Genomic DNA, 26,895 nt, shown 5'->3' with positions numbered 1-26,895 from the left:
GCGCTCGGCGCGGCTCATCGCCGTGCCGAGCGCGTTCCCGTCCGGCTGGGCCTCAGCCCTTGGCGGGCGAGGCCGGGGAGGCGCCGGAGCCGGTCGCGGAGTCCGCGGCGGCGTCCGACTTCTCCTTGAAGTCGACCTTGCCCATGTGGCGGTTCATCGACTTCATCAGGCCCCAGACGGCGACGGCCATCACCGCGAAGACGATGAAACCGAGGACGCCCGGGGTCACCTTGTTCTCGTCGACCTCCTTGGCGAGGGGGACGAGATGCGTCATTGCCAGGCTTGCGCTTGCGCTCATGTCAGGCATTGTCGCGGATGCCCGCAAAGAGGTCGTCCTCGGGGAGGGAGGTATCGACGAGAGACTTCGCGAGCTCGTACTCCTCGGTCGGCCACACCGCCCGCTGGACGTCCATCGGGACGCGGAACCAGCCGCCGTCGGGGTCGATCTGCGTGGCGTGCGCGATCAGCGCCTTGTCGCGGATCTCATAGAAGTCGGCGCACGGGATGTGCGTGGTCAGCGTCCGCTCGACCCGCTCGAACTCGTCCCACCGCTTGAGCCACTCGGCGTACGGCGACTCCAGGCCGCGGTCCAGCATCGCCTGGTGCAGCGCCTCGGTGCGCGGCCGGTTGAAGCCCTGGTTGTAGTAGAGCTTCTGCGGCTGGTAGGCCGGGCCGAACTCGGACTCCGGGTACTTCTCGGTGTCCGCCGCGCCTTCGAACGCCACCATCGAGATCTTGTGGGTCATGATGTGGTCGGGGTGCGGGTAGCCGCCGTTCTCGTCGTACGTCGTGACGACCTGCGGGCGGAACGAGCGGATCTGCCTGACCAGCTCACCCGCAGCCTTGTCCACGTCCTCGAGCGCGAAGCAGCCGTCGGGCAGCGGCGGCAGCGGGTCGCCCTCGGGCAGGCCCGAGTCGACGAAGCCCAGCCACTCCTGGTCGACGCCCAGGATCTCGCGCGCCTCGTCCATCTCCTTCTTGCGTACCTCGTGGATGTTCTCCTCGATGTACGTGTCGCCCTGGAGCTTCGGGTTGAGGATGGAGCCGCGCTCCCCGCCCGTGCAGGTCACGACAAGGACGGCCACCCCCTCGGACACGTACTTGGCCATGGTGGCCGCGCCCTTCGACGACTCGTCGTCGGGGTGGGCGTGAACGGCCATCAGTCGCAGCTGCTCAGTCAAGACAAGATCCTCAGTGAATGACTCGGTGAATAAGGCGCCCTCGGTCATACAGCGCAATGGGCGGCTTCTATAGTGACCGAACCGGGGGGCGGAAAATTCCGGCAGTCTGTCCGGGGCCGGTCCTCGACCGCCCCGCGCGAGAGGATCGATCATGAGTGCGGTGAGTGAGCAGCTCCCCGAGGGCCGCTACGGCCGGTCCCGCTCCGCCGACGAACGCGCGGACCGCACCCTGAAGATCGTCGGCGCCGTGCTCGGCGGCCTGCTCGTCGTCCTGATCGGCTGGTTCGGCTACCACTACGTCTTCGGCACGAAGATCAGCGCCGAGGTCATCACCTTCAAGGCCTCCGACGCGGCGGTCAAGGTGCACCTCGAGGTCCGTAAGGACACCGACGCGAAGGGTTACTGCACCATCCGGTCGCTGTCCGCCGACGGCGCCGAGGTGGGCCGCGCGGACTTCCGCTTCGACCAGCGCGACAGCCGGATCGACAAGGTCGTGACGCTGCGCACCACGTCCCGCGGCACCAGCGCGGAGCTGCTCGGCTGCCACGCGGGCTGACCGCACGCGGCCACACCGCGGTCACTCCGTCGGTCGTACGGGGTTTCGACGGCTGACCTGCGGTGACGAATTCTTGATGGCATATGTCCTCCCCCTTCGGCGCCTGAATTGTTAGGCTCGTGGTTTCGCCCTCCCGTGAGAGCACATGCTTGTGGGTAGGGCGATGCTTTGTATTCCCAGTACCTACGAGGAGCACCTGTGACCCAGACCAGCGAAGACGTCACCTGGCTCACGCAGGAGGCGTACACCAAGCTCAAGGACGAGCTGGAGTACCTGTCTGGTCCCGCGCGCGCCGAGATCACCGTGAAGATCGCGGCGGCACGCGAGGAGGGCGACCTGCGCGAGAACGGCGGGTACCACGCGGCCAAGGAGGAGCAGGGCAAGCAGGAGCTCCGCATCCGCCAGCTGACCCAGCTCCTGGAGAAGGCCAAGGTCGGCGAGGCGCCTGCCGCGGCCGGCGTGGCCGCCCCCGGCATGGTCGTCACGATCGCCTTCGACGGCGACGAGGACGACACCATGACGTTCCTGCTCGCCTCGCGCGAGTACGCGAGCGCCGACATCGAGACGTACTCGCCGCAGTCCCCCCTGGGCTCCGGCGTGAACGGCAAGAAGATCGGCGAGGACGCCCAGTACGAGCTGCCGAACGGCAAGCTCGCCTCGGTGAAGATCCTCGCGGCGAAGCCCTACAGCGGCTGATCCGACCCCTGCGAAGGCCCCGGCGCGTACTGCGCCGGGGCCTTCGCGTGTGCGTGTGCCGGGCCGGGACCGGTCGGGCTGTAGCCGCCGGGCCGTCGCCTTCCCGCTGTCCCCGTCGGGCCGCCGTCTCCGTCAGGCCGTCTCCGTCAGGCCGTCGCGTTGCGGTACTTGCGGACCGAGAGCGTCCGGAAGACGACGATGATCAGGACGGACCAGATCAGCGAGGCCCACACGGAGTGCTGCATGGGCCAGGCCTCGGACGTCGAGACGCCCGGGTTGCCGAACAGCACACGGCAGGCCTGGACCGTGGCGCTGAACGGGTTCCAGTCGGCGATGTGGCGCAGCCAGGGCGTCATCTGGCTGGAGTCCACGAACGCGTTCGAGATGAACGTCACCGGGAAGAGCCAGACCAGCCCGCCCGACGTGGCCGCCTCGGGGGTGCGTACGGACAGGCCGATGAGGGCGCCGATCCAGGTGAAGGCGTATCCGAGGAGGAGCAGCAGACCGAAGGCGCCGAGGGCCTTCGGGAGGCCCTCGTGGATGCGCCAGCCCACCAGGAGCGCGACGATCGCGAGGACGAGCAGGGTCAGTGCCGTCTGCACGAGGTCCGCGAGGGTGCGTCCGGTGAGGACGGCACCGCGGGACATCGGCAGCGACCTGAAGCGGTCGATGAGCCCCTTGTGCATGTCGTCGGCGATGCCCGCTCCGGCGCCCGCCGTGGCGAACGTGACGGTCTGGGCGAAGATGCCGGCCATCAGGAACTCGCGGTAAACCGCGGGATCGGTGGTGCCCCCGATGTTCATCGAGCCACCGAACACGAAGCTGAACAGCACCACGAACATGATCGGCTGGATCAGCCCGAAGATGACGACCTCGGGGATCCGCGTCATCCGGATCAGATTGCGCTTGGCGACGACGAGGGAGTCCCGCACGGACTGCGCGGGGCCGCCGGCGGGGCGGGGGGCGAGGGGCTGGACGACGGCGCTCACTTGTCGGCCTCCTTCTTGCGCTTGGACTGCTTGGCGGCGGCCGCCCCCGAGCCGTTCTCCTCCTCCTTCTCCTCGGCCACGTGGCCGGTCAGGGAGATGAAGACGTCGTCGAGGGTGGGCCGGCGCAGACCGATGTCGTCGATCTCGATGCCGTGGGTGTCCAGCTCCCTGATGACCTCGGCGAGGAGCTTGGCGCCGCCGGTGACGGGGACGGTGAGCTTGCGGGTGTGTTGCTCGACGGTCGTCTCGCCCTTGCCGAACCCGGCGAGGATCTCGGCGGCGGGCGTCATGTGCTCCCGCTCGTGCACCACCAGCTCGACGCGCTCGCCGCCGGTCTGCGCCTTGAGCTGGTCGGAGGTGCCGCGGGCGATGACGCGGCCGTGGTCGATCACGCAGATGTCGTGCGCCAGGTGGTCGGCCTCTTCGAGGTACTGGGTGGTCAGCAGCAGGGTCGTGCCGCCGGCGACCAGCTCCTGGATGACCTCCCACAGCTGCAGCCTGTTGCGCGGGTCGAGTCCCGTGGTGGGCTCGTCCATGAACATCACGGGCGGCGAGACGACGAGTGCGGCGGCCAGGTCGAGCCGGCGGCGCATGCCCCCGGAGTACGTCTTCGAGGTCCGGTCGGCGGCGTCCGCGAGGTTGAACCGCTCGAGCAGCTCGGACGCCCGCGCCTTCGCCTCCTTGGCCTTCATCTGGTACAACTGGCCGACCATTTGCAGGTTTTCACGACCTGTCAGATACTCGTCGACCGCGGCGAACTGACCGGAGAGGCCGATCGAGCGCCGCACCTCGTTCGGATGCTTGAGAACGTCGATGCCCGCGACGACGGCCTTGCCGCTGTCCGGCGTGAGCAGCGTCGTCAGACAGCGCACGGCAGTGGTCTTCCCCGCCCCGTTCGGACCGAGCAGGCCGAGGACCGTGCCCTCCGGGACATCGAGATCGACGCCGTCCAGAGCCCTGACGTCACCGAAGGTCTTGACCAGACCTTCGGCATAGATGGCGCCTGGCATGTGGCTTCCCCCATGGTGTGTGGGTGACCTTTTTGGTTGCCTTGTTCGGCAAAATCTTAGATATGTCCGCCTGGATACGCCCGACGGAGTGGTGACGTGGACCACAAGGTATCGCGATACATCGCGTTTCCTCAACCGGTTTTCCGTAATCTCCCGGCGGGCCGGAGATCACGCGGCCGGACGGTCAGTCGATGACGAGGTAACCCGCGTCCCGCAGCGCCGCGCCCACCTCGGCGCAGTGCACCGGGCCCTTCGTCTCCAGGTGCAGCTCGACCTCGGCCTCCGTGAGCCCGAGCCGCGGATCGGTGCGCACATGGCTCACGTCCAGGACGTTGGCGTCGACCGCGGACAGCACGCCGAGAAGCGTGGCCAGAGCGCCGGGACGGTCCGTCAGACGCAGCCGCAGCGACAGATAGCGCCCGGCGGCAGCCATGCCGTGGCGCAGGATCCGCTGCATCAGGAGCGGGTCGACGTTGCCGCCCGACAGGATCGCCACGACCGGGCCCTCGAAGGAGCGCGGGTCGCTCAGCAGCGCCGCGACCGGGCTCGCCCCGGCCGGTTCGACGACCAGCTTGGCCCGCTCCAGGCAGAGCAACAGCGCGCTCGACAGCTCGTCCTCCGAGACCGTGCGCACCTCGTCGACCAGCTCCTCGACCAGCTGGAACGGCACGTCACCGGGGCGTCCCACTCTGATGCCGTCGGCCATCGTCGCCGGAAACGGGATCGACACCGGCCGCCCGGCCTCGAGCGAGGGCGGGTACGCCGCCGCGCCCGCCGCCTGCACACCGATCACCTTCACGTCGGGACGCAGCGCCTTGACCGCCACCGCGATGCCCGCGGCGAGCCCGCCCCCGCCGATGCCGACGACGATCGTGCGCACCTCGGGGCACTGCTCCAGGATCTCGAGGCCGACGGTGCCCTGTCCGGCGATGATGTCCGGGTGGTCGAAGGGGTGGATGAACACGGCGCCCGTCGCCTGCGCGTACTCCTGCGCCGCCGCCAGCGTCTCGTCCACGAGCTGTCCGTGCAGCCGCACCTCCGCGCCGTAGTCCCGGGTCGCCGCGACCTTCGGCAGGGGGGCGCCGACCGGCATGAAGACCGTGGAGCGTACGCCGAGAAGAGAAGACGCGTGCGCTACACCCTGCGCATGATTTCCGGCACTCGCGGCGACCACGCCCGCGGCGCGCTCCTCGGGGAGCAGGCCCGCGATCCTGACGTACGCGCCGCGCAGCTTGAAGGAGCCGGTCCGCTGGAGGTTCTCGCACTTGAGGTGCACCGGTGCCCCGACCAGCCCCGAGAGGTACCGGCTGCCCTCCATCGCCGTCATCCGAGCGACCCCCGAGAGCATCTTCTGCGCTCCGCGCACATCGTCCAGGGTCACCGTCGGCAAGGAGTCAGCCGTGCTGTAGCTCATGACGGCAAGTCTCGCAGCTCACGCCGTACGGCTCCCGGCGTGACCACGGTCCGAGACTGGTTTGTGCAGCGTCGGTACGGCCCGCCGTCCGGCCGCGTACCCTGTCCCCCAACCCACCTCCCCTCGCATGAAGTGAGCCCCCGGCCATGCCCACACCACCGGAAACGATGGACATGACGACCGCCGGCGACACCGGCCTCCTCGAAACCCTGCAGCACGAGGTGGCGGTCTTCGCCCGCCGTGCCGAACAGACCCGGCTCGGCGGGGTCGGGCAGGTGCGCAATTCGATGGACCGAGCCGCTTATCTGCTGCTCAACCGTCTGGACAAGGAAGGCCCGATGGGCGTCAAGGCGCTCGCCGCGAGCATGGGCATCGACTCGTCGACGGTGACGCGTCAGGTCGCGCCGCTCGTCGACACGGGCCTCGTCAAGCGGACGTCCCACCCGGAGGACGGTCGCGCGGTCGTCCTCCAGCTCTCGCCGCGCGGCCTCGCCCGGCTCGACGAGGTACGCACGTCCAGGCGCTCCCTGATGGCCGAGCTGACGCAGGAGTGGACCCCGCAGGAGCGCGAACAGTTCTGTGCGCTCCTCACGCGCTTCAACACCGCGCTGTCGGCGCGGCAGACGGGCCAGTCCGCCCCGTCCGGGGAAGCCGCTCCCGGCTCTTGACCCCGGGCCCGCACCTGCCCTCATATGAGACCGGGCCCCTGTCGCATGCGGCCGGGGCCCGTCCCGGCGACCGGCCGCCGAGCGGCCCGGCTGGAGGTGCGGTGCGAGAACGGCGCGCGTTCCAGGACGCCCGCCGGGCCCGGGAGTTCGAGGCGTTCGTCGCGGGCGCGGCAGGGCGGCTGCTCCATGCCGCGACCCTGCTCACCACGGAGCCGGCCGACGACAACCCGCGCGCACGGAAGCTGCTCACGTCGGCGCTCGCGCGGACGTACGCCTCCTGGGACCGGCTGCGCGGCGAGGACCCCTACGACCGTGCCCGCAAGGAGCTCGCCCTGCGCTTCGCCCGCGCGGCCTGGCACCGGCACCGCGGGTACGGCGGCGTGCTGTGCCGCCTGGGTCCGCAGGAGCGGCTGATCCTCGTGCTGCGCCTGTACGAGGGGGTCGGCGAGGAGCAGGTGGCCGCGCTGCTCAGGCTCCCCATGGAGCGCGTGCACGCCATCCACGCGCGCGCCATGGCGCTCGTCCTGCACCCGCCGCGCAGGCCCGCTCCGGCCGCCTCCCTCGGGGACGCGGCGGCCCTGAAGGAGGTGCCGTCATGAACGCGCAGGCCCGCAGGGAACGCGAGGTCCGCGCGGTCCTGGAGGCCGCCCAGGGAGCGCTGCCTCCCGAGATCCACGCCGAGGCGGTGCGCCGGGGCGGGCGGATACTGCGCCGCAGGAGGGTGCTGCGCCGTCTGATGTGGCTGGTGCTGTGCCTGGCGCTGACCGTGTTCTTCGTGTGGGCCCTGCTGGCCAGGCCCTGGGTGGAGCCGCCCTCCGGGACGACTCCACCACTCACGGGCTGGTGACCGCGCGTCTCCTCCGGGAGACACCGCGCGGGATCAGCCGAGCGCCTGCTGGAGGTCGGCGAGCAGGTCGTCGGCCGACTCGATGCCCACGGAGAGCCGCACGAGGTCGCTGGGCACTTCGAGCGCGGAGCCCGCGACCGAGGCGTGCGTCATGCGTCCCGGGTGTTCGATCAGCGACTCCACACCGCCCAGGGACTCGCCGAGGGTGAACAGCTTCGCCCGGTCGCAGACCGCCACGGCGGCCTCCTCGCCGCCCTCGACCTGGAACGACACCATGCCGCCGAACGCCTTCATCTGCTTGGCCGCGACCTCGTGACCGGGGTGCTCCGGAAGGCCCGGGTACAGAACACGCGTCACGCGCGCGTGCCGGGACAGCATGTCGGCGACCTTCGTCGCGTTCTCGCTGTGCCGGTCCATGCGCACGGGCAGCGTCTTGATGCCGCGCAGCACGAGCCAGGCGTCCATCGGCCCGGCGACGGCGCCCATCGCGTTCTGGTGGTACGCCAGCTCGTCGCCGAGTGCCTCGTCGGCGACGATCAGCGCGCCGCCGACGACGTCCGAGTGACCGCCCATGTACTTGGTCAGGGAGTGCACGACGACGTCCGCGCCGAGCGCCAGCGGCTGCTGGAGGTAGGGGCTCGCGAAGGTGTTGTCGACGACGAGCCGCGCCCCCGCCTCCCGCGCGACCTGCGCGACGGCGGCGATGTCGGTGATCCCGAGCAGCGGGTTGGACGGCGTCTCGACCCAGATGACCTTGGTCTTGGGCGTGAGCGCCGCGCGCACGGAGGCCGGGTCGCTGGTGTCGGCGACCGACCACTCCACGCCCCACCGCGAGACGACCTTCGCGAACAGCCGGAACGTGCCGCCGTACGCGTCGTTCGGGATGACCACGTGATCGCCGGGGCTGAGGAGCGTACGGAGAAGGCAGTCCTCGGCGGCGAGCCCGGAGGCGAACGCGAGGCCGCGGCGGCCGCCTTCGAGGGCGGCGAGGTTCTCCTCCAGCGCGGTCCTGGTCGGGTTGGCGCTGCGGCTGTACTCGTAGCCGCCGCGCAGCCCGCCCACGCCGTCCTGCTTGTACGTGGAGACCTGGTAGATCGGGGGGACCACGGCGCCCGTCAGGGGGTCGGCCGTGTTGCCCGCGTGAATGGCCACGGTCTCGAACCCGTGGTGACCGCCGTGGGCGTTCTGGCTGTTGTGCGTGTCACTCATGCGGCCAGAGCGTAGTGCGCGCGCAGGCCGCGCGGCGGCCCTACCGGGCCTGGTTCGCCAATTGTCCGACCCTTCTGGTTCGCTTGTACGCATGGGAATTCTCTGGGTCCTGATCGCAGTGGTCATGTTGGGGGCGGTGCTCGGCCCGTATCTGTTGCGCAGGCGCGGCGGGATACGCCAGGTCGCGCCCGGTTCGCCGGACGCCGCGGACCCGGCGGAGTACGGCTTCATGCGCCAGGAGGACCTGGACGTGCGGCTCCCCGGCCCCGACCAGGACCTGTTGAACGTGATGTCGGTGGTCCAGCGCAACCAGGACTTCACCGCCGCCAAGCAGCTCCTCGCCGGCACGGGCAAGGAGAGCGAGCAGCGCTGGGAGCGCGTGCAGGCGATCGCCGGCGCCGCCGCCCTGGAGCTGGCGCAGACCCCTCGGCTCGGAGCCGGATGGCTCCACGCGTGGCGTGCCCAGGACCCCAAGGACCCGGGCGGGGCACAGGTGTTCGCGGAGTTCCTGGTCCAGCAGGCCTGGCGGAACGCGGGCGGTGAGGCCCAGGCCGACGAGCGGCGGATCATCCTGGAGGAGGCCAGGTCGGCCTGCGAGGACGCGGCGCTGCTGGCGCCCGGCGACCCGGTCCCCCACATCACGCATCTCGCCGTGGCCCGCGGCCTCGGGTACTCCCAGCACGACTTCGAGCAGCTCTGGCTCAAGATCCTCGACACGGCGCCGGGCCACATGGGCGCCCACCTCGCGGGCCTGCGGTACTGGTGCGAGAAGTGGCACGGCTCGCGCGAGCTCGCCTTCGCCTTCGCCGAGGCCGCCGCCGCGCGCGCTCCGCGCGGCTCGCTCCTCGCCGCGCTCCCCCTCTTCGCGCTCTACGAGCACCTGCCCGACGTCAATCTGGTGCGCAGCTTCTACCAGAGCGAGGTCGTCACCAAGTCGATCCACGGCGCGCTCTTCGCCGTCCAGGCCGCCCGCCCGGACGACCCGATGCTCGCCCATGTCCGCCACCTCCTGGTGTTCTTCCTGGTCCGCTGCGAGCGCTGGGCCGAGGCGATGGAGCAGCTGCTCCACGTCGACGGCCACGTCGGCGCGCTCCCCTGGACGACGGGCACGGACCCGGCCGCGGACTACGCCGTGTACCGGGCACTGGCGGTCGCGGGCTACGAGGCGAACGGCGGGAGCCCGGCGACCCTGCGCCACTGACCGCCCGCGCGGACCGGAACTCCGGTGGTCAGCCCTCCGTGCGGACGGGCAGCCGCCATCCCGGACGCGGGAAGTGGCAGGTGTAGCCGTCCGGGTAACGCTGCAGGTAGTCCTGGTGCTCGGGTTCGGCCTCCCAGAAGGGCCCGACCGGCTCCACCTCGGTGACGACCTTGCCGGGCCACAGTCCGGAGGCGTCCACGTCCGCGATCGTGTCCTCGGCGATCCGCTTCTGCTCGTCGTCCACGTAGTAGATCGCCGAGCGGTAGCTCATGCCGATGTCGTTGCCCTGGCGGTTCTTGGTGCTCGGGTCGTGGATCTGGAAGAAGAACTCCAGCATCGCGCGGAAATCGGTCTTCGCGGGGTCGAAAAGGATCTCGATGGCCTCCGCGTGCGTGCCGTGGTTACGGTACGTCGCGTCGGGCACGTCACCCCCCGTGTATCCGACCCGCGTCGCCGTCACGCCTGGGAGTCGACGGATCAGCTCCTCCATCCCCCAGAAACATCCGCCTGCCAGCACGGCCCTCTGCGTCTGCGTAGCCATTTCGGCCCCTCCAACATCTGTCAGTTCGGTCACTCGGGCTCCTCGGCTCGCACACCACCGGCATCCCATGTCCACTGTCCTCAACGCGCGAGGGTTCCAAGCGATTCCGTGCCCGTCCGACCCGCCCCGCGGTGCCGACTCGCTTGCCACGATGTCCCTGGTGGCGACGCCGTCCCGTGTGGGCGGCTTCCTTTCGGGTCCGGCCACCTCGGTCCCTGGCGTGGCCGTCGAATGACGGCGCCCTCTCCCGACCGCCCTCCTCCGTCGCCGTCCCGGTCATCGAGTGGTCAAAGGGTGGCCAGGTCGTGGCCAAGGCGCCGTATGCGTTCGGCATGTGGTCCCGGCGGCGGGTGACATAGCGGGATTTGCCCTTTCCTTTGCTGGCTAGTGTGACGGAACGAATGCGTCCGCAGCGAAGGGGAGCCAGCGGTGGAGGTGCCGATACGTTCGCGGCTTCTCGACTACGTCGAGCACGCCGAAGCGGAACCCCCCGCAGGGGCCGACACCGGTCCGGCGCACGGGCGTTCACGGCTCCTCGACTACGTGGGCGGCGTCGACGCGGGGGAGCTCGCGCACGATGACGGGGCGGGCCCGAAGCCCGGTGTTCCCGCCTACCACACGGCCGTGTACGTACCGGCTCATCCGCGCTACGCCGACATCGCGGACGCGGACGGACGCCCCGCCCGCGTTCCGTTCATCGCCTACGAGCTGTTCGCGCACCCCGCGGACGGAAGCGTGGCCCTCGCGTTCACCACGCTGAAGAAGCTGGTGGCCGCGCTCGGGCCGGCCCAGCCATGGATCGCCGCCTCGATCGGCCCGCTGGCCGAGGGCATGCGCGAGCACGGCGCCCGCGTCCGCCTCGACCCCGAGGTGGCCCCGGGGCACCACAACTGGCAGCCGGCCGACCTGGCCGCCTACGCCCGGGAGGTGTCCTGATGGCCGACCTCAAGGTGGTCATGAGCGACCTCACCTCCATGGCCGGCACCTTCCACCGCGAGGCCGGCCACTACCGCGAGCTGCACCCCCAGGTCGCCCCGCCGCCGGCCGGCGGGGGCGACGCCGGGCTGGATCACGCCGTCAAGGAGATCGCCGACCTCATCGTCGCCCTGCACACCGGCTTCGCCGACCGGCTCGACGACCACGGCGACAAGGTCACCGCCGCCCGCGACTCGCTGCGCCGGCACGACATCGACGTACACGGCCTGTTCGAGGACCTGATGGCGGGCGAGAGCTGATGACCGACAGCTGGGTCGGCGGTGACATCGGCGGGCTGCGCACGATGGCGGAGACGTACCGCAACGCCAAGAAGGCGCTCGAAGGCGTCGTCCACCCGCTCGGCGGCGCCGTGGACCGTCTGGTGGACGACGCGGGCTGGCGGGGCGAGGCGGCGGAGAGCTTCCGTGCCGCCTGGAGCGAGGACGCCCTGACCGCGGGCGCCTTCGCGGGCCTCGTGCACGACGCCGGGGACATCCTCGGCACACTCGTCGACGCGCTCTCCGCCTGTGACACCGCGCTGAAGAACGCCGAGCACGTCGCCACGCGCAAGGGCGTTCCCATGGGCGACAAGGGCGTTCCGCAGGCGTTCGTCACCGCCGATCCGCCGAGCGCCGACGACCAGAAGACGATCTCCGCGCGCACGGAGTACGACACCGTGCGCGCGGAAGTCCTGCACACCGCCCAGCACGCGCGCCTCGTCGCCGCCGACCGGCTGCGCGGCCTCTACGCCCAGGCCACCGCCGAGGTGTCGCCCGGCGACAAGGTCACCCTCGCCGACTATCTGCGCGGCCTGTACGCCTACGACGCGGAGGACGCGCGGGCCGGCGGCAAGGAGGCACGGGCGAGGATCGACGACGCCAAGGCCGAGGAGAACGCCGCCAAGAAGGCACTCCGCAAGGAACGGAAGACGTTCCAGCAGCAGGGCCGCCGGCTGCCCGACGACCTCCCCGCCAAGGGCGCCTATCGCGACGCCGTCGCGGACGTCGAGTCGCTGGAGCAGGACATCGCCCGCGCCGATCACGGCAGCACCGCGCTGCCCTACGACCGCGCTCTGAACGTGAAGCTGGCCGATGCCGCGGATGCGCTGCGCGTCGGGGAGGGAGTGGAGAAGCTCCCGGACTTCCTCAAGGAGATCCCGGTCCTGGATGTCGCCGCCGCGGGCGCGTGTGGTCTGCTGGAGGCGTCGGACGACCACGACAAGGGCTGGTCCTGGCAGCACTCGATAGCCGTGGACGGCGGTGCCAACGTCGGCGGCCTCGTCGCCGGTACGGCCATCACCGCGGGCCTGGTGGCCGCCGCACCCTTCGACGTCCCCGTGGCCGTGGTGGCCGGGGTCGGCGGCGCGGTCGTGATCGGCGCGACCGGTGTCATCGACCACGCCTTCCACGAGCACTGGAGCGAGGACATCCACAAGGACGGGGTGGTGGGCGGAGTGCTGCACGGCAGCGGTCATGTCCTCTCCCAGACAGGGGACGACTTCAAACGACTTGGGAAGGATGTCTGGGGTGGCATCAAGAGCATCTTCTGAGGTTCCCGCTGCGGGGGCCTCGCCCGCGCCGGGCGGTGAGCGGATTCCGGTGCTGCCCGGACTCGGGACCAGTTGGTACGAGCGCGGGGCGCGGTACTGGTTGCGGCGTGCCGGGACCGGTGTGCTGTGGCTGGTCGTGCTGGCGTTCTTCTGTTTCGTCTCGCTGAGCCTCTACTCGGGGTTCCGCGAGGCGCTGCCGTCGGGCGTGCGCACCGTGTGGGACGTGGCGCAGGTCGTCGCGGCCTGTGCGGGCGTCGTCTGGGGCTGGGTCGTGCAGCGGCGGGCGCACCGCAGGGACCTGCTGGACCCGCCGAGGCCCGGTCGGACCCGTGCCGCGCGGCGGGCGTCCGCCGGGCGCTCCACCGGTCTGGCGGTCCTCGGCCGCGGCCTCGTGGTGATCGCGGCTCCTGTCATGCCGGCGTTCGCCGCCTTCTGCGTGGGCTGGAGCGTCGCCGCGCTCACCGTGCGCGAGTATCCGACCGAGGTCGGCGCGCGGCGGGCGATGCAGGGATAGGCGGTGGGATCGCCGCATCTGCACGCGACTCGGCGGGCATGTCGGCGGACGTGTCAGCACGCGTGCCGGCGGACGTTTCAGTACGCGTGCCGGCGGGCGTGCGAGGTCAGGGGTGGCCGCCCGAGGCGCGCAGTGCGCTCGCGTGGTGGCGCAGGGGCTCGATCTCCTCGGTGGCGCGCTCGAGCTCGGTCAGCCAGGCCCGTATCCGGGTGTCGTCCGCGGCACACTTCAGGCATTCGCCGAGCGCCACGATGAGGACCTTGAGCTTGTTCTCGTAGACCGTGATGTAGTCGTCCATCGCCGTACGGGCGGGGTGGACCGTGGAGTTGAAGAGCACGCCGACGCTCTCGCCGCCGGACGGGGCCAGTTCGCGCACGCGATGGGCCGTCCGGGACAGGCGCTCCCTGATCTCGTCGGGGCTTTCCCAGGCCGGTGGACCGTAGGCCAGCACCCGGACGGATTCCCATGTCGCGCTCGCCCGGCCCTTCTTCGTCCTGCCGCAGTCGAGGGTCAGGCTCACCCCGTAGAAGTCCCTGCCCCGCTCCGCCTCCGTCGCCACCAGGGACACGGCGAACGTGTCCACGGCGCCCGCGGGGATCAGCTGACTGACGGAGTGGCGGTAACTCCCTTCCCTGAGAGGGAAGTTGACGGCGTACGCCGCGCTCGGGCCCGTTCTTCGCTGCTGTGCCGGCAGGGGCGCGGTGATCGTCGCCCCGGGGAGGACGAGAACGAACGGCGGCTCGATCGGGGGGACGTGGAGCAGGCCCCGCACGTCCACCTGCACGCGTCGCACGATGCCGTCCAGGTCGCCCTCGTTGCAGACGGCGATGTCCAGGACCGGGCGCTCCGGGACCAGTTCGCCCAGAACGCGCGCGTCCGCGTCCGGCTCCGCGAGCACCGACTCCGCGTCCTTCACCGTGACGTCGACGAAGCCGATCGCCCCGTCCTGCTTCCGCCGCGCCCGCAGCGTCGCCCACGCCGCGATGACCGCGCCGACGGCCGCCGCCGCTATTCCCCCGACGGCCCCCATGACCGCAATCAGCATCGCGCTCCCGCCCCCGCTCCCCGTCCCGCCCGAACGTCATGAGCCCCTGCGTCCGGCAGCCGTCACACAGCCGCTCTCGCAGCGTAGGCGCGACCACTGACAACGGGCTGTGCTCACGGTGTGCGGGACGGAGCCCTCACGCCGCGAGGCGTACCTCGCCCTCGCGCGCGGGCGCGCGGCGGACGGCGGGCCGTGAGGCCGAGGTCGCGAGGCGGAGCAGTTCGGACCGGCCGAGGGCCAGGACGTCGGCGAGGCCGAGGCCCAGGGCGTGGGCGGCGGCCGCCAGGACCTCCGACGACGCCTCCTTGAGGCCGCGCTCGATCTCGGAGAGGTACGGCAGGGAGATGCGGGCGGCGTCGGCCACGTCCTTCAGCGTGCGTTCCTGAGCGAGGCGCTCACGGCGCAGGACGTCTCCCACGACGTCGCGCCAGAGCGGTTCCTTGGACGCAGGCCCCGCAGGACCTGCAGGCTCCGTCGGAGCGGGGCGCGGGTCAGGGCGCAGGCCCGGGCGCAGATCCGGGCGCAGAGGGATGACGCGGGCGTGGTTCGACGCGTGGCTGCTCACGGGTGCAGCGTAGGAGCGGCGCACACGGTGCGGCCCCCCGTTCTGCCCCCGGCATAACGACCGGCGCCACGCCCCGCCCGCATGCGGCCCGCGAACCCGGCCCGCGTCACACGCGCCCTTGCCCCGCCTCGGCCCGCATCCGCGCCGCCGTGCTCGACGGGTCGTAGCCCTCCGGAACCCCGTCGACGAAGATCACCTCGCCGTCCAGGTTCCGTGTCCGCAGCGGAATGAGCTCCTGGTAGGCGTCGGAGTCGTACCAGCCGTGGGCCGCGGCCTTGTCGGGGAACGAGATGACGACGACGCCCCCCGGCCACTTCCCCTCGATGTCCTCCGCCTGGGCGCCGTGCACGAGGAAGCGGCCGCCGAACGGGTCCAGGGTCGACTGGATGCGCTCCATGTAGTCGAAGACCTCTTCGTTCGGCACGGTGGTGTTGCGCAGGGCAGCGATGGCGTAGGCGGTCATGAGGTCCTCCCCGGCAGGATCGGTTCGATGACTCGATCCTGCCGGGGGACGGACGGACCGTCGATTACGCCTCAGGTAATGCACCGGTTGGCGCCCTGGGTGCCGCGACGGGCGACGGCGAGGGTCAGATCGTCGCCGTGTCGATCACGAAGCGGTAGCGCACGTCGCTCGCGAGCACGCGCTCGTACGCCTCGTTGATCTGGCTCGCCTCGATCAGCTCGATCTCGGCACCGAGGCCGTGCTCGGCGCAGAAGTCGAGCATCTCCTGGGTCTCCTGGATGCCGCCGATGCCGGAGCCGGAGAGGGACTTGCGGCCCGCGATCACGGAGAACAGGTTGAGGGAGATGGGCTCCTCGGGGGCGCCCACGTTCACCAGGGCGCCGTCCGTCTTCAGGAGCGAGAGGAACGCGCCGAAGTCGAGCGGCGCGGAGACCGTCGACAGGATGATGTCGAAGGTGCCGGCCAGCTCCTCGAAGGTCTTCGGGTCGCTGGTCGCGTAGTAGTGGTCGGCGCCCAGCTTGAGTCCGTCCTCCTGCTTGCGCAGGGACTGCGACAGGACGGTCACCTCGGCGCCGAGCGCGTGCGCGATCTTGACGCCCATGTGGCCGAGGCCGCCCATGCCGAGGACGGCGACCTTCTTGCCGGGGCCCGCGTTCCAGTGCTTGAGCGGGGAGTACGTGGTGATGCCCGCGCACAGCAGCGGCGCGGCCTCGTCGAGGGCGAGGCCCTCGGGGATGCCGACGGTGTAGTTCTCGTCGACGACGATGTGGGTGGAGTAGCCGCCGTAGGTGGGCTCTCCGTTCTTGTCGAGGGCGTTGTACGTGCCGACGTTGCCCTTGGCGCAGTACTGCTCCAGGCCCGCCTTGCAGTTGTCGCACTCGCGGCAGGAGTCGACCATGCAGCCGACGCCGGCGCGGTCGCCGACGGCGAACCTGGTCACGCCGGGTCCCACCTCGGTGACGATGCCGGCGATCTCGTGGCCGGGGACCATCGGGAAGATGCCCTTGCCCCAGCCGTCGCGGGCCTGGTGGATGTCGGAGTGGCAGATGCCGGCGAACTTGATGTCGATCAGGACGTCGAACTCGCCCACCGGGCGGCGCGGAATGGTGGTGCGCTCCAGCGGAGCCTTTGCGGAGGGTGCGGCGTAGGCGCTGACGGTGGTGATCTGTGCGGTCATGGGTACAGCCTGCCCCAGCCGGAGGCATACTCCGAGCTCAGCGCCTCGCCCCGCTTTGCGTACGCCCACTGGTCCTACTACCGGCGGGGTCAGGAACACCTTCGTACGTCTGTGGCGGCCCGGCGATACTGGAGGCATGGACGATGACGGGACCCGCGCCGCCCCGGCCGCCGGTGAGCCGATGGACCGGCGTGCCGAGCTGAGCGAGTTCCTGCGCACCCGACGGGCCCGGCTGAAGCCGCAGGACGTGGGGCTGCCGGACTTCGGCAGGCACCGGCGCGTGCCGGGCCTGCGCCGCGAGGAGCTGGCGCAGCTGGCCGGTGTGTCGGTGGCGTACTACACGCGCCTGGAGCAGGGCAACGGGCGGAACGTGTCGGCGGAGGTGCTCGACGCGATCGCTCGCGCCCTGCGCCTCACGGACGCGGAGCACGCGCATCTGACGCATCTGGCCAAGCCGAAGCAGCACAAGAAGAAGCGGGCCTCGCGGGAGCAGCAGCAGGTGCGCGGGGCGCTGCGGCATCTGCTCGACAGCCTGGAGGGCGTGCCCGCGTACGTGTCCGGCCGGCGCTCCGAGGTGCTCGCCTGGAACCGGATGGCCGCGGCGGTCTTCGGCGACTGGAGCGAGCTGCCGCCCCGGGAGCGGAACTGGGCGCGGATGGTGTTCCTCGCCCCGGCCTACCGCGACCTGTTCGTGGAGTGGGATGCGAAGGCGTCCGACATGGTCAGCTATCTGCGGCTGTACGCGGGCTGCCACCCGGACGACCCTGAGCTGTCGGCGCTGGTCGGTGAACTCTCGGTCAAGAGCGAGGAGTTCAGGCGGCTGTGGGCGACGCACGACGTCAAGGAGAAGGGCCACGGCGTGAAGCGCCTGCGGCATCCGCTGGTGGGTGAGCTGAGCCTGTCGTACGAGACCATGAACCTGCCCGACGACGAGGAGCAGCATCTCGTGGTGTACCACGCGGAGCCGGGCTCCCCGTCGGCCGAGGCGCTGCGCCTCCTCGCGAGCTGGGGCACGGACGCGGTCCGGGCGGGCCTGGGCGAGAACCTCCGGGCCCACCCGGACCGGTGACGGCAGCCCCGCCCGACCGGTGACGACAGCCCAGCCCGGCCGGCGGCGGACGGCACACAGGCCAGTGACGGAAGGCGCACGGGCCGGTGACGGACGGCACACAGGCCGGTGACGGAAGGCGCACCGGCCGGTGACGCACGGCCGCTCTACGGCTGGTAGGGCGGCGCCGCCCCCCAGTTCCACAGCGGTACGGGCTGTTCGGCGGGCCGGGCCGCGTCGGGGCCGGAGAAGTACACGGCGAGCCGCGTGCCCCACTCGATGTAGGCGCTGAAAGCCGAGCGGAACTCGGCGTCGGACGGCAGGCCCGCCTCGTCCGCCGCGTCGTGCATCAGATTGACCCAGCGGCGGCGCTGCGGCTCCGTGATGTGCTTGCCGACGTGCTTGGCGACCATGTGGCTGTGGCCGCCCTGCTGTTCGGAGTAGGTGGCGGGGCCGCCGAAGACCTCGCCGATCCACAGGGCGACGTGCCCGGCGTGCTCGGGCGGGAGGTCCGCGAAGAGCGGGCCGAGGAGGTCGTCCTTGAGGACCTTGGCGTAGAAGACGTCGGTGAGCCGCGCGAAGGCGTCGGCGCCGCCGGCCCAGTCGTAAAGGCTCGGCACGGACGCGCCGGTGCCGCGCACCGAGGTGGGCTTGTAGTGGCGCATCTCGTCGATGTTCCCGACGTACGGCCTGATCTCGGCGAGGAAGTCCTGGAAGAGGTCGGACTTGCGGAAGCCCTCGATGTGGCCCTCGGTCGAGGTCCAGGTGATGCGCAGGATGAAGTGCTCGAAGTCCTCCTCGCAGCGCGCCAGTTCGTAGTCGACGCACTGGGGCGCCGCGGCGAGCCGGCCGGCGGCGCGCGTGTAGGCCGCGAGGAACTCGGCGGACTGAGCCTCGGGGATCCGGTAGCGGATGTACTCGACTGTCTGCGTCGTCATGACATCAGCAAAACACGGGTGGCCCGCCCCGGCCATGAGGTCGGGACGGGCCACCGGGCTGTCCGCGCCGAGCGCGACGGGCCGGGCCCGTCAGCGCAGCGGCGGGCGTGGCGCGTCTACGTCACGCGTCGCGGCTACTTGCCGTAGTACGCGTTGTAGACGGAGAGCGTCGACTTGTTGCCCTTCTTGTCGGCGATCTTGGCGTGGAAGGAGACGGCCTTGCCCTTGGCCGGGTTCCTCACCGTGACCTTGCCGTTCTTGACGTCCAGCTTCTTCCACGTCTGGCCGTAGTCGTAGGAGACGTACACGGCCAGCGACTTGAGGTTGCTGCCCGCGGCCGCGCCCTGGACGGTGACGGGGACCGACTGGGTCCGGTCGGCGGGGGCGGTGCTGTCGAGGCCGACGGCCGCGTCGAAGCGGACCGTGGACAGCGGCAGCTTGGCCGCCTCGCCGGAGGAGGCCGGCTTCTTCGAGCGGAACGTCCAGCTGGCGTCGACGCGGGTGGAGGCCGCGGCGATCTTGACGCTGCGCCTGATGGATGTCGACAGCTTGTACTCGGCGTCGCCGGAGGTGACCTTGAAGGGCTTCTCGCCGACCAGCGGGTCGTCGTTCTCGCCGACCTTGGTGCTGCCCTTGTAGAGGGTGGTCTTCACCGAGAGGTACTGCGAGTAGCCGGCGTGGGTCTTGCCGTCGGCGTACATCGGCAGGTTGCCGTAGATCTCGTTGCCGTCGCGGTAGACGCCGTAGTCACCGCCGATGCGGGGGCCGAAGACGCCGGTGTTGAACGTCTTCTCGTACGCCTTGCCGCCCTGGAACGACTGGGGTGTGCCCAGCGTGTAGGAGGCCTCCTCCGTCGGGAAGCCGTCGCTGTCCTCGGGGCCGTTCTGCGCGAACTCCAGACCCCACTTCACCTTGTCGGCGGTGGACAGGTGCAGGGTGCGGGTGCCGGGGAGCTTCTGGTCGATGGCGACGGACCAGCCGCCGGAGCTGAGAGGCAGCATGCCGCTCGCGCCCAGGGAGCCGGTCTTGTCCTTGGCCGCACCGCCGAGGCCGACCTTGACCGTGGCCAGCTCGCTCGCCTTGTAGTGCTTGGTGTAGCCGGTGGCGAGCTTCTTGACGGCGCCGCCCGCGACGGTGTCGTACTCCGTGTCGGCGCCCTTCGCCCACACACCGGTCCACTGCTGCTGGAGCTTGACGCCGGTCGGCTCCGGGCCGAGGCCGGCGGTGCGGAAGTTGGTGTAGGAGTCCAGGATCCAGCCGTAGCTGGCAGAGGAGTCGGCGGTGTCGAGCGTGAACTCGGGCGCGGCCAGGACGCCCTTGGCGGCGGCGTCCGGGACGGTGACGTCGACGGGCTTGGTGGTGCGGGCGTCGAGCGTGACCGTCGTGTTCCTGGTGACGTCCAGCTTCGGCTGCACCAGCCAGTCGGCCCCCTTGGAGAAGTCCTCGGGGTCGGCCACCAGGTACTCGTTCAGGATGTAGCTGCCCTTGGGGACACGGACCTTGACGGTGCCCGAGTCCGGGTCGTAGGCGTCGAAGTACGCGTCCGTGCCGATGCCGGCCAGCGAGGTCTCGTAGCCCTGGGCGTCCTTGCCGTCGCGCCCGATGTGCTTGAGCGTCACGTCGTACGACTCGACCTCGCGCTGCACGGCGGCCGCGGTGCGCACGGACTGGCCGCCGCCCGTCGCCACGACGTACGCGGAGTACGCGCCGTCGACCGTGCCGCCGAGCTTCGTGTTCGCGGTCAGGTCCACGGAGGCGGTGCCGCCCGCGGGGACGGTCACCTTCGTCGCACCGAGCGTGAAGAAGCCGGCCGGGGCGGCCTGGCCCTTCGGGTTGGTGCCGGTGGCCGTCAGGGCGAGGGTGACGTCCTTGTCGCCGGTGTTCCTGTACGTCACCTTCTTGGTGATCGCGGCATCGTCGGTGTGCGGCCACTGCGCGACGCCGAAGCTCACCGAGACGGGCTCGGCGAACACGGTCTGTCCGATGGCCCGGTCGACCTGGATGCGGCCCGAACCCTGCTCGAACGGCGTGTACTTGCCACCCTTGGTGGAGCCGGTGAGGACGCCCTTGAGCTCGGCGGACTTCCAGTCCGGGTGCTCCTGCTTGAGGATCGCCGCGGCGCCCGCGACGTGCGGGGTCGCCATCGACGTGCCGGAGATCGTGAGGTAGCCGGCGGGGTTCTCGCCCACCTCGTTGTCGATGACGCTGCCCGGTGCGGCGGCGGCCGTGATGTCGACTCCGGGGGCGGTGACGTCCGGCTTGACGGCGCCGTCGCCGACGCGCGGGCCGCGGCTGGAGAAGTCGGCCAGCTTGTCGTTGCCGTCGACCGCGCCGACGGTCAGGGCGGCGTCCGCGCTGCCCGGGGAGCCGACGGTCGAGTCGCCGAACTCGCCCTCGTTGCCCGCGGCGATGGCGAACAGGATGCCCTTCTCGGCGGACAGCTTGTCGACCTCGGCCTCGAGCGGGTCGATGCCGGGGGCGTCGCCGCCGCCGAGGCTGAGGTTGACGACGTCGGCGCCCTGGTCGGCCGCCCACTCCATGCCGGCGAGGATGCCGGAGTCGTCGCCGTAGCCGTCGTCGCTGAGGACCTTGCCGTTGAGCAGCTTGGCGCCGGGGGCGACGCCCTTGAACTTGCCGCCCGACTTGGCTCCCGTACCGGCGGCGATGGACGCGACGTGCGTGCCGTGGCCGAAACGGTCCACGGCGTCGGCGGAGGTGGAGAAGTTCTTCTCGCCGACGACCTGGCCCTTGAGGTCGGGGTGGGTCGCGTCGACGCCCGTGTCCAGGACGGCGATCTTGACGCCCTTGCCGTCGTAGCCGGCCGCCCACGCCTTGGGGGCGCCGATCTGCGGGACCGACTTGTCGAGGCTGGCCTTGCGCACGCCGTCGAGCCAGATGCGGCTGATGCCGGAGGCGGTGGAGCCCCGGGAGGTCGTGACGGCGTCCCAGAGGCGGGTGGCGTCCTGCTTGGGCGTGGTGACGGCGTCCGCGTTCAGGGACGTGAGGGTCCTGCGGACCGTCGTGTCACCCGCGTCGCGCACGTCGGCGCGGGCGGCGGTCGCGGCGCCCCGGTAGCCGACGATCACCTTGAGGCCGTGCTTCTGGGCCTTGCGGTTGGCCGACTTGGAGAGTTCGGTGACGTCGAAGAGCCGCTGGTCGAGCTTGCCGCTCGCGACCAGGCGCTGTGCGTCGGCCGGCACCACGAGGGTGTGACCGCCGACGGTGCGCGTCTGCGCGGGGATGTGCTCACGGCCCTTGGCGTGCCGGTAGCCGACCGGCTTCCCCTTCGCGTCGAGGGTGACGCGGTCGCCGGTGATGAGCGTGATGTGCTGCTCGGGCGCGGCCTTCGCGGCCTCGCCCGACTGTGCCGCAGGGGCGGCGGCCACGGCCGGGGCGGTCACACCCGCGGTGAGGACGACGGCCGCCGCGGCGGCCACAGTCGTGGCGCTCAGTCTCTTTGAGGTTATTCGTGCCTGTCTGTGCAACTTTCCCCCTGGTGACGGTAGTTCACCGGCGGGAGACCCGAGCGGCCCCCCTGCAAAGAGATGATGCAGGGGGGTCACGGGTTGTGTACGGAAGCGATCGAAATCAGACAGCTTTCGAGTTTTCGGTGATGGTGATCCGGCCCTTGCGGATGGTGGCGAGCCGCGGCGCCCTGCGGGCGATCGACGAGTCGTGGGTGACCATGATGAAGGTCAGCCCGTGCTCCTTCCACATGGTCTCGAGCACGTCCATGATCTCGTCGCGCATGGACTCGTCGAGGTTTCCGGTGGGCTCGTCGGCGAGCAGCACCTTGGGGTTCTTGACGAGGGCGCGGGCGATGGCGACGCGCTGCTGCTGGCCGCCGGACATCTCCGAGGGCAGATGGCCGAGCCGCTCGCCGAGGCCGACCGAGTTCAGGGCCTGCGCGGCGCGTTCACGGCGGTCGGAGGCCTTGAGGCCGAGTGGCACGAGGGCCGTCTCGACGTTCTCCTGGGCGTTCAGCGTCGGGATCAGGTTGAAGCTCTGGAAGACGAACCCGATGGACTCGGCGCGGAACTTGGTGAGCCGCGCCTCCGGGAGCTTCGCCAGGTCGACGCCGTCGAGCTCGATGCTGCCCTTGGTCGGCCGGTCGAGACCGCCGAGCATCTGGAGGAGGGTGGACTTGCCGCCGCCGGTGGGGCCCTGGATGACGAGCCGGTCGCCGTCGCCGATGGTCAGGTCCACCCCGGCGAGCGCGTCGACGGTGGCCTTGCCCCGCCGGTACTGCTTGGTGACGCCTCTCAGCTGATACATGGTGCAACTCCTGCGGTACGTAGAGGTGTTCGGGAGGCCGCGCGGTGCGGCTACTCGACGCGGCGCAGGGCGTCGGCCGGACGCAGCCGGGAGGCGCGCCAGCCGCCGAAGGCGCCGGCGATCAGGCCTCCGGCGACGGCGAGGCCGACGGCGAGCGTGATGGTCGTGGCGCTGACGGGCGCGCTGAGGGCGATGTCGAGGGTCTTGCCGGCGCTCTGGCGCATGCCGGGGCCGCCCATGCCCATACCGCCGCCCCTGGCTCCGCCGCCGGCGCCCGAGCCGAGCTGAGCGGTGAGGGTGGGGCTGATCGCGGTGACGACGTAGGCGCCCGCGAGGCCGACGGCGATACCGAGGACGCCGCCGACGAGCCCGTTGACGACGGCCTCGCCGACGACCTGGCGGGTGACGCGGCCGGACTTCCAGCCGAGCGCCTTGAGCGTGCCGAACTCCCGGACGCGGCGGGAGACCGCCGACGAGGTGAGCAGCCCCGCGACCAGGAACGCGGCGACGAGCACGGCGATGGAGAGCCACTTGCCGACGTTGGAGGCGAGATTGGACGCGGTGGACAGGGAGCCGGAGACGGTGTCGGCGAGGTCGGCCGAAGTGGTCACCGTCGTACCGGAGATGTTCTTCTGGATGGTGGACTTGACCGCGGAGATCTGCTGCGAGTCGGTCGCCTTCACATAGACCGTGGTGATCTTGTTCTTGGCATCGGCGAGGGTCTGCGCCTGCTTCAGCGGTACGTACAGATTGGCGGCCGCGTCACCGCTGTCCGGAGTCGCGATGCCGATCAGCTTGTACTTGACGCTCTTGATCTTGACGGTGTCGCCGAGGGCGAGCTTCTTCTCCTTGGCGTACGACGCGTCGGCCACGGCGACCTTGGCGTCGGTCTCGGAGGCCTTGAACGTACGCCCCTTGGTGACCTTGGAGGAGGTGAGCGGGCCGAGGCCCTGCTTGGCCACGTCGGTGCCGTACACGCTGTAGGAGTTGACGTCGAAGGAGGCGCCACCGCCCTCGACCCGGCCCTGCGGCTGGCCGGAGCCGCCGGGACCGCCCTGGCGCATGCCACCGCCACTCTGGTCCTGCTTGAACTGGCCGCGCTTGAACTCGCCGCTGACCTTCATCACCTGGAGGCTGAGGCCGCCCACCGAGTCGGCGACGCCCTTCTGGCCGGCGACCTTGGTGACGGTCGACGAGGCGAGGGTCTGGAAGCCCTGCACCATGACGCGGTCGCTGCTCTGCTCATCGCCGTCGTCCTTGGCGCCGAACTCGAACCGCGGCCGTCCGGTCTCACCGCTCTTGGGCGCTTCGGCGGCCTTGGTGACGGTCATGTCGGTGCCGAGGCCGTACAGGGACTGGAGGACCTTGTCCTGGGCCTGGTTCATGCCGGAGGACACGGAGTTGACCACGATGACCAGCGCGATGCCGAGCGCGAGCCCGGAGGCGACGACGAGGGCCGCCTTTCTGCGGCGGCGCAGTTCGCGCCTCAGGTAGGTGAAGAACATGCCGCGAAGATAGAGACACACCGTGATGATCGGATAAGCCCGAGATAAGAGACCGATGAGAACTCGCCCACAGCCCGAAGGCCCGCACCCCGTCGCCGGGGTGCGGGCCTTGTGTGAGGACTGTCGGGCCGAGGACCGTCAGACGGCCGAACCGGCCTTCCACTGCGCCCAGTCCAGGTTCCAGCCGTTGAGGCCGTTGTCCGGCTGGATGGTCTTGTCGCCGGTGTTCTTCACGACGACGACGTCACCGATCATCGAGTTGTCGTAGAACCAGGCACCCGGGGTGTTCGGGTCGTCGGCACCCTTGGCGTCGGACAGGCCGACGCAGCCGTGGCTCGTGTTGGCGCTACCGAAGATCGACTTGGCGCCCCAGTAGTTGCCGTGGATGAAGGTGCCGGAGTTCGACAGACGCATCGCGTGCGGCACGTCCTTGATGTCGTACTCGCCCTTGCCGTCGGTGCCCTTGAAGCCGACCGTCGAGCCGTCCATGCGGGTCTCCTTGAACTTCTCGGAGATCACCATCTGGCCCTGGTACGTCTTGTTCTCCGGCGATCCGGCGGAGATCGGGATGGTCTTGACGACCTTGCCGTCCCGCGTGACCGTCATGGTCTTGGTCTCCGCGTCGACGGTCGAGACCTGGTTGCGGCCGACCTTGAAGGTGACCGTCTTCTGCTGCACACCGTAGACGCCGTTCGCACCCTCGACGCCGTCGAGGTTCAGCTTCAGCGTGACCGTGGAGCCGCCCGTCCAGTAGTCCTCGGGGCGCAGGTCGAGGCGCTGGTTGCCGAACCAGTGGCCGACGACCTCCTGGCCGCTGCTGGAGGAGACGGTGATGCCCTTCTGGACATCGGCCTTGTTCGTGATCGCCTTGTCGAAGTTGATCGAGACGGGCATGCCGACGCCGACGGTGGAGCCGTCCTCGGGCGTGAAGTTGCCGATGAAGCTGTTGGCCTGCGAGACCGTGGTGAACGAGGCGTTCTCGTGGGCCGCGCGGCCGCTGGAGTCCTTGGCCTCGGCAGCGATCTTGTAGACGGTGGCGCGCTGGAGCTGGCCCGCGGGCTTCCAGCTCTTCTTGTCAGCGGATATCTGCCCCTGGACCGCGGCGCCCTCGGCGGTCGTCATCGTCACGTTCGTGAGCGAACCCTTGCTCACGGTGACGGCGGCGGCGTTGTTGATGCCGGCGTTGTCGGAGCCGTCCTTCGGCGCGATCTTGATCAGCGCCTCCGACGTCTTCTGAGCGGCGGCCTCGTCGACCTGGGCCTGCGGCGAGTTCTTGCCACCGCCGTCGGCACCGCTCGCCTGACCGCCGCTTCCGCTGCACGCGGAGAGCATCAGGACTCCTCCGACCAGAGCGGACGCGGCCACCAGGCCCTTGCGCCGCTTACTGTCCGTCATCACACGCTACCTCCATCGTCGCCAATTCCCCCTACAACCCCGGGCGCCTCCACGGGCCCCGATTCCCGCGCGGCGGAAATCACCAATAGCCCATGTAACGCCATGACCGGTTCGTCCCGTTCCTATTTCGTCCCCGATGTGGGGGATGACACGTCGGAACTGCCGTGACCAGGCATGCACCAGTGGTAACAGAACCCCCTGGTACCCCCTGTGAGACGAGGAAACCCCGGCCGGCGGTTGCCATCCGGGGCCCCGAGTCCGCGCGGTCCGATCCGTCCCGCGCCCCGCCCTAGTCGTCCGCGTCGAGAGCGTCGCCGGACTCGTCATCATCCACGTCGAGGTCCCAGTCGGGCGAATCGGGATCGTAGTCGACCTGCTCGCTGGACCAGGATGCCTGCACGAGGTCCGCCCCGGGCACCTCGCCGACCAGGTCGAACGGATCGACCAGATAGGCGAGCGCCTCCGCCTCGTCCTCGTTGACGGCGGCCTCGGCGTGCGTCCGCTCGTCCGCCGCCATGTCGCCGTCCTCGGCGATGCGCTGCAACGCGGCCCCGGTGAGGGCGGCGGAGTCCTCGATCTCCAGAACCAATTCCACGCGGAGGCGAACAAATCGTGATGTCTCAGGGGTGCTCATACGACGGAGCGTATGCCTCACCCCACCCGCGACTTTCGTGTGACCCGCACCTTTCACTAACATCGCCTCACACGGCCAATTCGCCAGCTCCACAAGGGGGATCGATTCCGTGTCCGTCGCACGACGATCGCTGCTCACCACCACTGCCGCCGGGACACTCCTGGCCGCTCTGTGGTTCGTTCCGTCCGCCACCGCGACCCCCGAGAGGACAGCGGAGGCAGATCAGCAGCAGACCGCGACAGCGGTACACGCGCAGTCCGAGGGTCAACTGCGCCTGGCCGACACGGGAACGGTCGACACGACCCCGTACGTGCTCGGCGGCTCGGCGTTCCTCGGGATCGGCGCGGGCTTCCTGACGTACTCGGCCAGGAAGAGCCGCGAGTCGGCCTTCTGAACGACGACGGGCGGGGCCCCCCCCCCGGGTGCGGCCCGCCCCGGTCTCCAGACCCCAAGGCCCCCGGCCCCGGGTCCGGCTCCACCGCCCCGCCGCGGGGCCCCGC

General features: G+C 70.5%; 29 protein-coding genes. 12 read left to right on the top strand and 17 right to left on the bottom strand.

Going from position 1 to position 26,895, the window contains the following annotated elements; genetic code table 11:
* Window positions 1-52 precede the first annotated feature (52 nt).
* A complete protein-coding gene (locus ACFC96_RS25285) occupies window positions 53-307 on the bottom strand; it encodes a hypothetical protein (protein WP_376614223.1) in 255 nt (84 codons plus the stop codon).
* Window positions 300-1,181, bottom strand: a complete 882-nt coding sequence (gene mca, locus ACFC96_RS25280) for a mycothiol conjugate amidase Mca (protein ID WP_375998514.1) — start codon at window positions 1,179-1,181, stop codon at window positions 300-302. The genes ACFC96_RS25285 and mca overlap by 8 nt, the downstream gene beginning before the upstream one ends.
* Window positions 1,182-1,332: 151 nt before the next feature.
* Between mca and ACFC96_RS25275 the strand changes: the two genes are divergently transcribed.
* Window positions 1,333-1,737, top strand: coding sequence for a DUF4307 domain-containing protein (locus ACFC96_RS25275; protein WP_376257684.1), 405 nt, complete (start codon window positions 1,333-1,335; stop codon window positions 1,735-1,737).
* A gap of 198 nt (window positions 1,738-1,935) precedes the next feature.
* Window positions 1,936-2,433: a transcription elongation factor GreA gene (gene greA / locus ACFC96_RS25270; protein ID WP_376257682.1), complete on the top strand. Its 498-nt coding sequence runs from the start codon at window positions 1,936-1,938 to the stop codon at window positions 2,431-2,433.
* Between the two features lie 146 nt (window positions 2,434-2,579).
* On the opposite strand, the gene ACFC96_RS25265 is transcribed toward greA, so the two are convergent.
* From ACFC96_RS25265 to ilvA, 3 genes are all read right to left on the bottom strand, one after another.
* Window positions 2,580-3,422: an ABC transporter permease gene (locus tag ACFC96_RS25265; RefSeq protein WP_376257680.1), complete on the bottom strand. Its 843-nt coding sequence runs from the start codon at window positions 3,420-3,422 to the stop codon at window positions 2,580-2,582.
* Complete coding sequence (locus ACFC96_RS25260; protein ID WP_376257678.1) at window positions 3,419-4,432, bottom strand: ATP-binding cassette domain-containing protein; 1,014 nt, start codon at window positions 4,430-4,432, stop codon at window positions 3,419-3,421. Before ACFC96_RS25260 ends, ACFC96_RS25265 begins: the two co-directional genes overlap by 4 nt.
* 184 nt (window positions 4,433-4,616) lie before the next feature.
* Complete coding sequence (gene ilvA, locus ACFC96_RS25255) at window positions 4,617-5,846, bottom strand: threonine ammonia-lyase (protein ID WP_376614221.1); 1,230 nt, start codon at window positions 5,844-5,846, stop codon at window positions 4,617-4,619.
* 146 nt (window positions 5,847-5,992) lie between these two features.
* On the opposite strand from ilvA, the gene ACFC96_RS25250 reads away from it, so the two are divergent.
* The 3 genes from ACFC96_RS25250 to ACFC96_RS25240 all read left to right on the top strand — a co-directional run bounded on the left by ACFC96_RS25250 (window position 5,993) and on the right by ACFC96_RS25240 (window position 7,361).
* Entirely contained in the window at window positions 5,993-6,514 is a 522-nt protein-coding gene (locus tag ACFC96_RS25250) for a MarR family winged helix-turn-helix transcriptional regulator (protein ID WP_376257674.1), read from the top strand.
* A 101-nt stretch (window positions 6,515-6,615) separates the two neighbouring features.
* On the top strand, window positions 6,616-7,113 hold the full coding sequence (locus ACFC96_RS25245; protein WP_376614219.1) for a sigma factor-like helix-turn-helix DNA-binding protein: 498 nt from the start codon (window positions 6,616-6,618) through the stop codon (window positions 7,111-7,113).
* The gene (locus ACFC96_RS25240; protein ID WP_376614217.1) at window positions 7,110-7,361 is read left to right on the top strand and encodes a hypothetical protein; all 252 of its coding nucleotides are present in this window, start codon (window positions 7,110-7,112) and stop codon (window positions 7,359-7,361) included. The genes ACFC96_RS25245 and ACFC96_RS25240 overlap by 4 nt, the downstream gene beginning before the upstream one ends.
* A 33-nt stretch (window positions 7,362-7,394) precedes the next feature.
* On the opposite strand, the gene ACFC96_RS25235 is transcribed toward ACFC96_RS25240, so the two are convergent.
* A complete protein-coding gene (locus ACFC96_RS25235; RefSeq protein WP_376614215.1) occupies window positions 7,395-8,570 on the bottom strand; it encodes a cystathionine gamma-synthase in 1,176 nt (391 codons plus the stop codon).
* 91 nt (window positions 8,571-8,661) lie between these two features.
* Between ACFC96_RS25235 and ACFC96_RS25230 the strand changes: the two genes are divergently transcribed.
* Window positions 8,662-9,771: a hypothetical protein gene (locus ACFC96_RS25230; protein WP_376257666.1), complete on the top strand. Its 1,110-nt coding sequence runs from the start codon at window positions 8,662-8,664 to the stop codon at window positions 9,769-9,771.
* Window positions 9,772-9,799: 28 nt separating this feature from the next.
* Here the strand turns inward: ACFC96_RS25230 and msrA are convergent, their stop codons facing one another.
* On the bottom strand, window positions 9,800-10,312 hold the full coding sequence (msrA, locus tag ACFC96_RS25225) for a peptide-methionine (S)-S-oxide reductase MsrA (RefSeq protein ID WP_376257664.1): 513 nt from the start codon (window positions 10,310-10,312) through the stop codon (window positions 9,800-9,802).
* Between the two features lie 429 nt (window positions 10,313-10,741).
* Between msrA and ACFC96_RS25220 the strand changes: the two genes are divergently transcribed.
* Genes ACFC96_RS25220 through ACFC96_RS25205 form a run of 4 tightly spaced genes read left to right on the top strand, consistent with a single transcriptional unit; the run spans window position 10,742 to window position 13,350 of the window.
* Complete coding sequence (locus ACFC96_RS25220; RefSeq protein WP_376614213.1) at window positions 10,742-11,248, top strand: SAV_915 family protein; 507 nt, start codon at window positions 10,742-10,744, stop codon at window positions 11,246-11,248.
* Window positions 11,248-11,547 carry a DUF6317 family protein gene (locus ACFC96_RS25215; RefSeq protein ID WP_376227276.1) on the top strand — a complete coding sequence of 100 codons (300 nt, stop codon included), beginning with the start codon at window positions 11,248-11,250 and terminating at the stop codon, window positions 11,545-11,547. Before ACFC96_RS25220 ends, ACFC96_RS25215 begins: the two co-directional genes overlap by 1 nt.
* On the top strand, window positions 11,547-12,836 hold the full coding sequence (locus ACFC96_RS25210; protein WP_376227278.1) for a hypothetical protein: 1,290 nt from the start codon (window positions 11,547-11,549) through the stop codon (window positions 12,834-12,836). The genes ACFC96_RS25215 and ACFC96_RS25210 overlap by 1 nt, the downstream gene beginning before the upstream one ends.
* On the top strand, window positions 12,814-13,350 hold the full coding sequence (locus ACFC96_RS25205) for a hypothetical protein (protein WP_376257659.1): 537 nt from the start codon (window positions 12,814-12,816) through the stop codon (window positions 13,348-13,350). Before ACFC96_RS25210 ends, ACFC96_RS25205 begins: the two co-directional genes overlap by 23 nt.
* Window positions 13,351-13,456: 106 nt before the next feature.
* Here ACFC96_RS25205 and ACFC96_RS25200 read toward each other — a convergent pair whose 3' ends face one another.
* The 4 genes from ACFC96_RS25200 to ACFC96_RS25185 all read right to left on the bottom strand — a co-directional run bounded on the left by ACFC96_RS25200 (window position 13,457) and on the right by ACFC96_RS25185 (window position 16,588).
* Window positions 13,457-14,395: a hypothetical protein gene (locus ACFC96_RS25200; RefSeq protein ID WP_376257657.1), complete on the bottom strand. Its 939-nt coding sequence runs from the start codon at window positions 14,393-14,395 to the stop codon at window positions 13,457-13,459.
* A gap of 136 nt (window positions 14,396-14,531) precedes the next feature.
* Window positions 14,532-14,960 (bottom strand): helix-turn-helix domain-containing protein, encoded by a 429-nt coding sequence (locus ACFC96_RS25195; RefSeq protein WP_376614211.1) that lies wholly within the window; start codon window positions 14,958-14,960, stop codon window positions 14,532-14,534.
* 106 nt (window positions 14,961-15,066) lie between these two features.
* Window positions 15,067-15,423 carry a DUF1330 domain-containing protein gene (locus ACFC96_RS25190; RefSeq protein WP_376257653.1) on the bottom strand — a complete coding sequence of 119 codons (357 nt, stop codon included), beginning with the start codon at window positions 15,421-15,423 and terminating at the stop codon, window positions 15,067-15,069.
* A 124-nt stretch (window positions 15,424-15,547) separates the two neighbouring features.
* A complete protein-coding gene (locus ACFC96_RS25185) occupies window positions 15,548-16,588 on the bottom strand; it encodes an NAD(P)-dependent alcohol dehydrogenase (RefSeq protein ID WP_376614418.1) in 1,041 nt (346 codons plus the stop codon).
* Between the two features lie 148 nt (window positions 16,589-16,736).
* Between ACFC96_RS25185 and ACFC96_RS25180 the strand changes: the two genes are divergently transcribed.
* The gene (locus tag ACFC96_RS25180; protein ID WP_376614209.1) at window positions 16,737-17,669 is read left to right on the top strand and encodes a helix-turn-helix domain-containing protein; all 933 of its coding nucleotides are present in this window, start codon (window positions 16,737-16,739) and stop codon (window positions 17,667-17,669) included.
* A 146-nt stretch (window positions 17,670-17,815) separates the two neighbouring features.
* On the opposite strand, the gene ACFC96_RS25175 is transcribed toward ACFC96_RS25180, so the two are convergent.
* The 6 genes from ACFC96_RS25175 to ACFC96_RS25150 all read right to left on the bottom strand — a co-directional run bounded on the left by ACFC96_RS25175 (window position 17,816) and on the right by ACFC96_RS25150 (window position 26,395).
* Window positions 17,816-18,586 carry a group II truncated hemoglobin gene (locus tag ACFC96_RS25175; RefSeq protein ID WP_376614207.1) on the bottom strand — a complete coding sequence of 257 codons (771 nt, stop codon included), beginning with the start codon at window positions 18,584-18,586 and terminating at the stop codon, window positions 17,816-17,818.
* A 134-nt stretch (window positions 18,587-18,720) separates the two neighbouring features.
* On the bottom strand, window positions 18,721-22,023 hold the full coding sequence (locus ACFC96_RS25170) for a S8 family serine peptidase (RefSeq protein ID WP_376614205.1): 3,303 nt from the start codon (window positions 22,021-22,023) through the stop codon (window positions 18,721-18,723).
* Window positions 22,024-22,174: 151 nt separating this feature from the next.
* Window positions 22,175-22,861, bottom strand: a complete 687-nt coding sequence (locus ACFC96_RS25165) for an ABC transporter ATP-binding protein (protein WP_376257645.1) — start codon at window positions 22,859-22,861, stop codon at window positions 22,175-22,177.
* Window positions 22,862-22,911: 50 nt separating this feature from the next.
* The gene (locus ACFC96_RS25160) at window positions 22,912-24,366 is read right to left on the bottom strand and encodes an ABC transporter permease (protein ID WP_376614203.1); all 1,455 of its coding nucleotides are present in this window, start codon (window positions 24,364-24,366) and stop codon (window positions 22,912-22,914) included.
* Window positions 24,367-24,504: 138 nt separating this feature from the next.
* A complete protein-coding gene (locus tag ACFC96_RS25155; protein ID WP_376257641.1) occupies window positions 24,505-25,761 on the bottom strand; it encodes an Ig-like domain-containing protein in 1,257 nt (418 codons plus the stop codon).
* 289 nt (window positions 25,762-26,050) lie between these two features.
* Window positions 26,051-26,395 (bottom strand): hypothetical protein, encoded by a 345-nt coding sequence (locus ACFC96_RS25150; RefSeq protein WP_376257639.1) that lies wholly within the window; start codon window positions 26,393-26,395, stop codon window positions 26,051-26,053.
* Between the two features lie 109 nt (window positions 26,396-26,504).
* Between ACFC96_RS25150 and ACFC96_RS25145 the strand changes: the two genes are divergently transcribed.
* The gene (locus tag ACFC96_RS25145; protein ID WP_376257637.1) at window positions 26,505-26,789 is read left to right on the top strand and encodes a hypothetical protein; all 285 of its coding nucleotides are present in this window, start codon (window positions 26,505-26,507) and stop codon (window positions 26,787-26,789) included.
* The last annotated feature ends 106 nt before the right edge of the window (window positions 26,790-26,895 follow it).

The organism is Streptomyces sp. NPDC055955, from assembly GCF_042270245.1.
Lineage (GTDB): Bacteria > Actinomycetota > Actinomycetes > Streptomycetales > Streptomycetaceae > Streptomyces.
Note: the sequence above shows the minus strand (reverse complement) of the source record. Positions and strands in the feature narration are given on the sequence as shown.

Coding starts and splice junctions, on each gene's coding strand:
- ACFC96_RS25285 (WP_376614223.1), bottom strand. CDS start 307: ATGCCTGACATGAGCGCAAGCGCAAGCCTGGCAATGACGCATCTCGTC.
- ACFC96_RS25275 (WP_376257684.1), top strand. CDS start 1,333: ATGAGTGCGGTGAGTGAGCAGCTCCCCGAGGGCCGCTACGGCCGGTCC.
- ACFC96_RS25260 (WP_376257678.1), bottom strand. CDS start 4,432: ATGCCAGGCGCCATCTATGCCGAAGGTCTGGTCAAGACCTTCGGTGAC.
- ilvA (WP_376614221.1), bottom strand. CDS start 5,846: ATGAGCTACAGCACGGCTGACTCCTTGCCGACGGTGACCCTGGACGAT.
- ACFC96_RS25250 (WP_376257674.1), top strand. CDS start 5,993: ATGCCCACACCACCGGAAACGATGGACATGACGACCGCCGGCGACACC.
- ACFC96_RS25240 (WP_376614217.1), top strand. CDS start 7,110: ATGAACGCGCAGGCCCGCAGGGAACGCGAGGTCCGCGCGGTCCTGGAG.
- ACFC96_RS25235 (WP_376614215.1), bottom strand. CDS start 8,570: ATGAGTGACACGCACAACAGCCAGAACGCCCACGGCGGTCACCACGGG.
- ACFC96_RS25230 (WP_376257666.1), top strand. CDS start 8,662: ATGGGAATTCTCTGGGTCCTGATCGCAGTGGTCATGTTGGGGGCGGTG.
- msrA (WP_376257664.1), bottom strand. CDS start 10,312: ATGGCTACGCAGACGCAGAGGGCCGTGCTGGCAGGCGGATGTTTCTGG.
- ACFC96_RS25215 (WP_376227276.1), top strand. CDS start 11,248: ATGGCCGACCTCAAGGTGGTCATGAGCGACCTCACCTCCATGGCCGGC.
- ACFC96_RS25210 (WP_376227278.1), top strand. CDS start 11,547: ATGACCGACAGCTGGGTCGGCGGTGACATCGGCGGGCTGCGCACGATG.
- ACFC96_RS25200 (WP_376257657.1), bottom strand. CDS start 14,395: ATGCTGATTGCGGTCATGGGGGCCGTCGGGGGAATAGCGGCGGCGGCC.
- ACFC96_RS25190 (WP_376257653.1), bottom strand. CDS start 15,423: ATGACCGCCTACGCCATCGCTGCCCTGCGCAACACCACCGTGCCGAAC.
- ACFC96_RS25180 (WP_376614209.1), top strand. CDS start 16,737: ATGGACGATGACGGGACCCGCGCCGCCCCGGCCGCCGGTGAGCCGATG.
- ACFC96_RS25175 (WP_376614207.1), bottom strand. CDS start 18,586: ATGACGACGCAGACAGTCGAGTACATCCGCTACCGGATCCCCGAGGCT.
- ACFC96_RS25165 (WP_376257645.1), bottom strand. CDS start 22,861: ATGTATCAGCTGAGAGGCGTCACCAAGCAGTACCGGCGGGGCAAGGCC.
- ACFC96_RS25160 (WP_376614203.1), bottom strand. CDS start 24,366: ATGTTCTTCACCTACCTGAGGCGCGAACTGCGCCGCCGCAGAAAGGCG.
- ACFC96_RS25155 (WP_376257641.1), bottom strand. CDS start 25,761: ATGACGGACAGTAAGCGGCGCAAGGGCCTGGTGGCCGCGTCCGCTCTG.
- ACFC96_RS25150 (WP_376257639.1), bottom strand. CDS start 26,395: ATGAGCACCCCTGAGACATCACGATTTGTTCGCCTCCGCGTGGAATTG.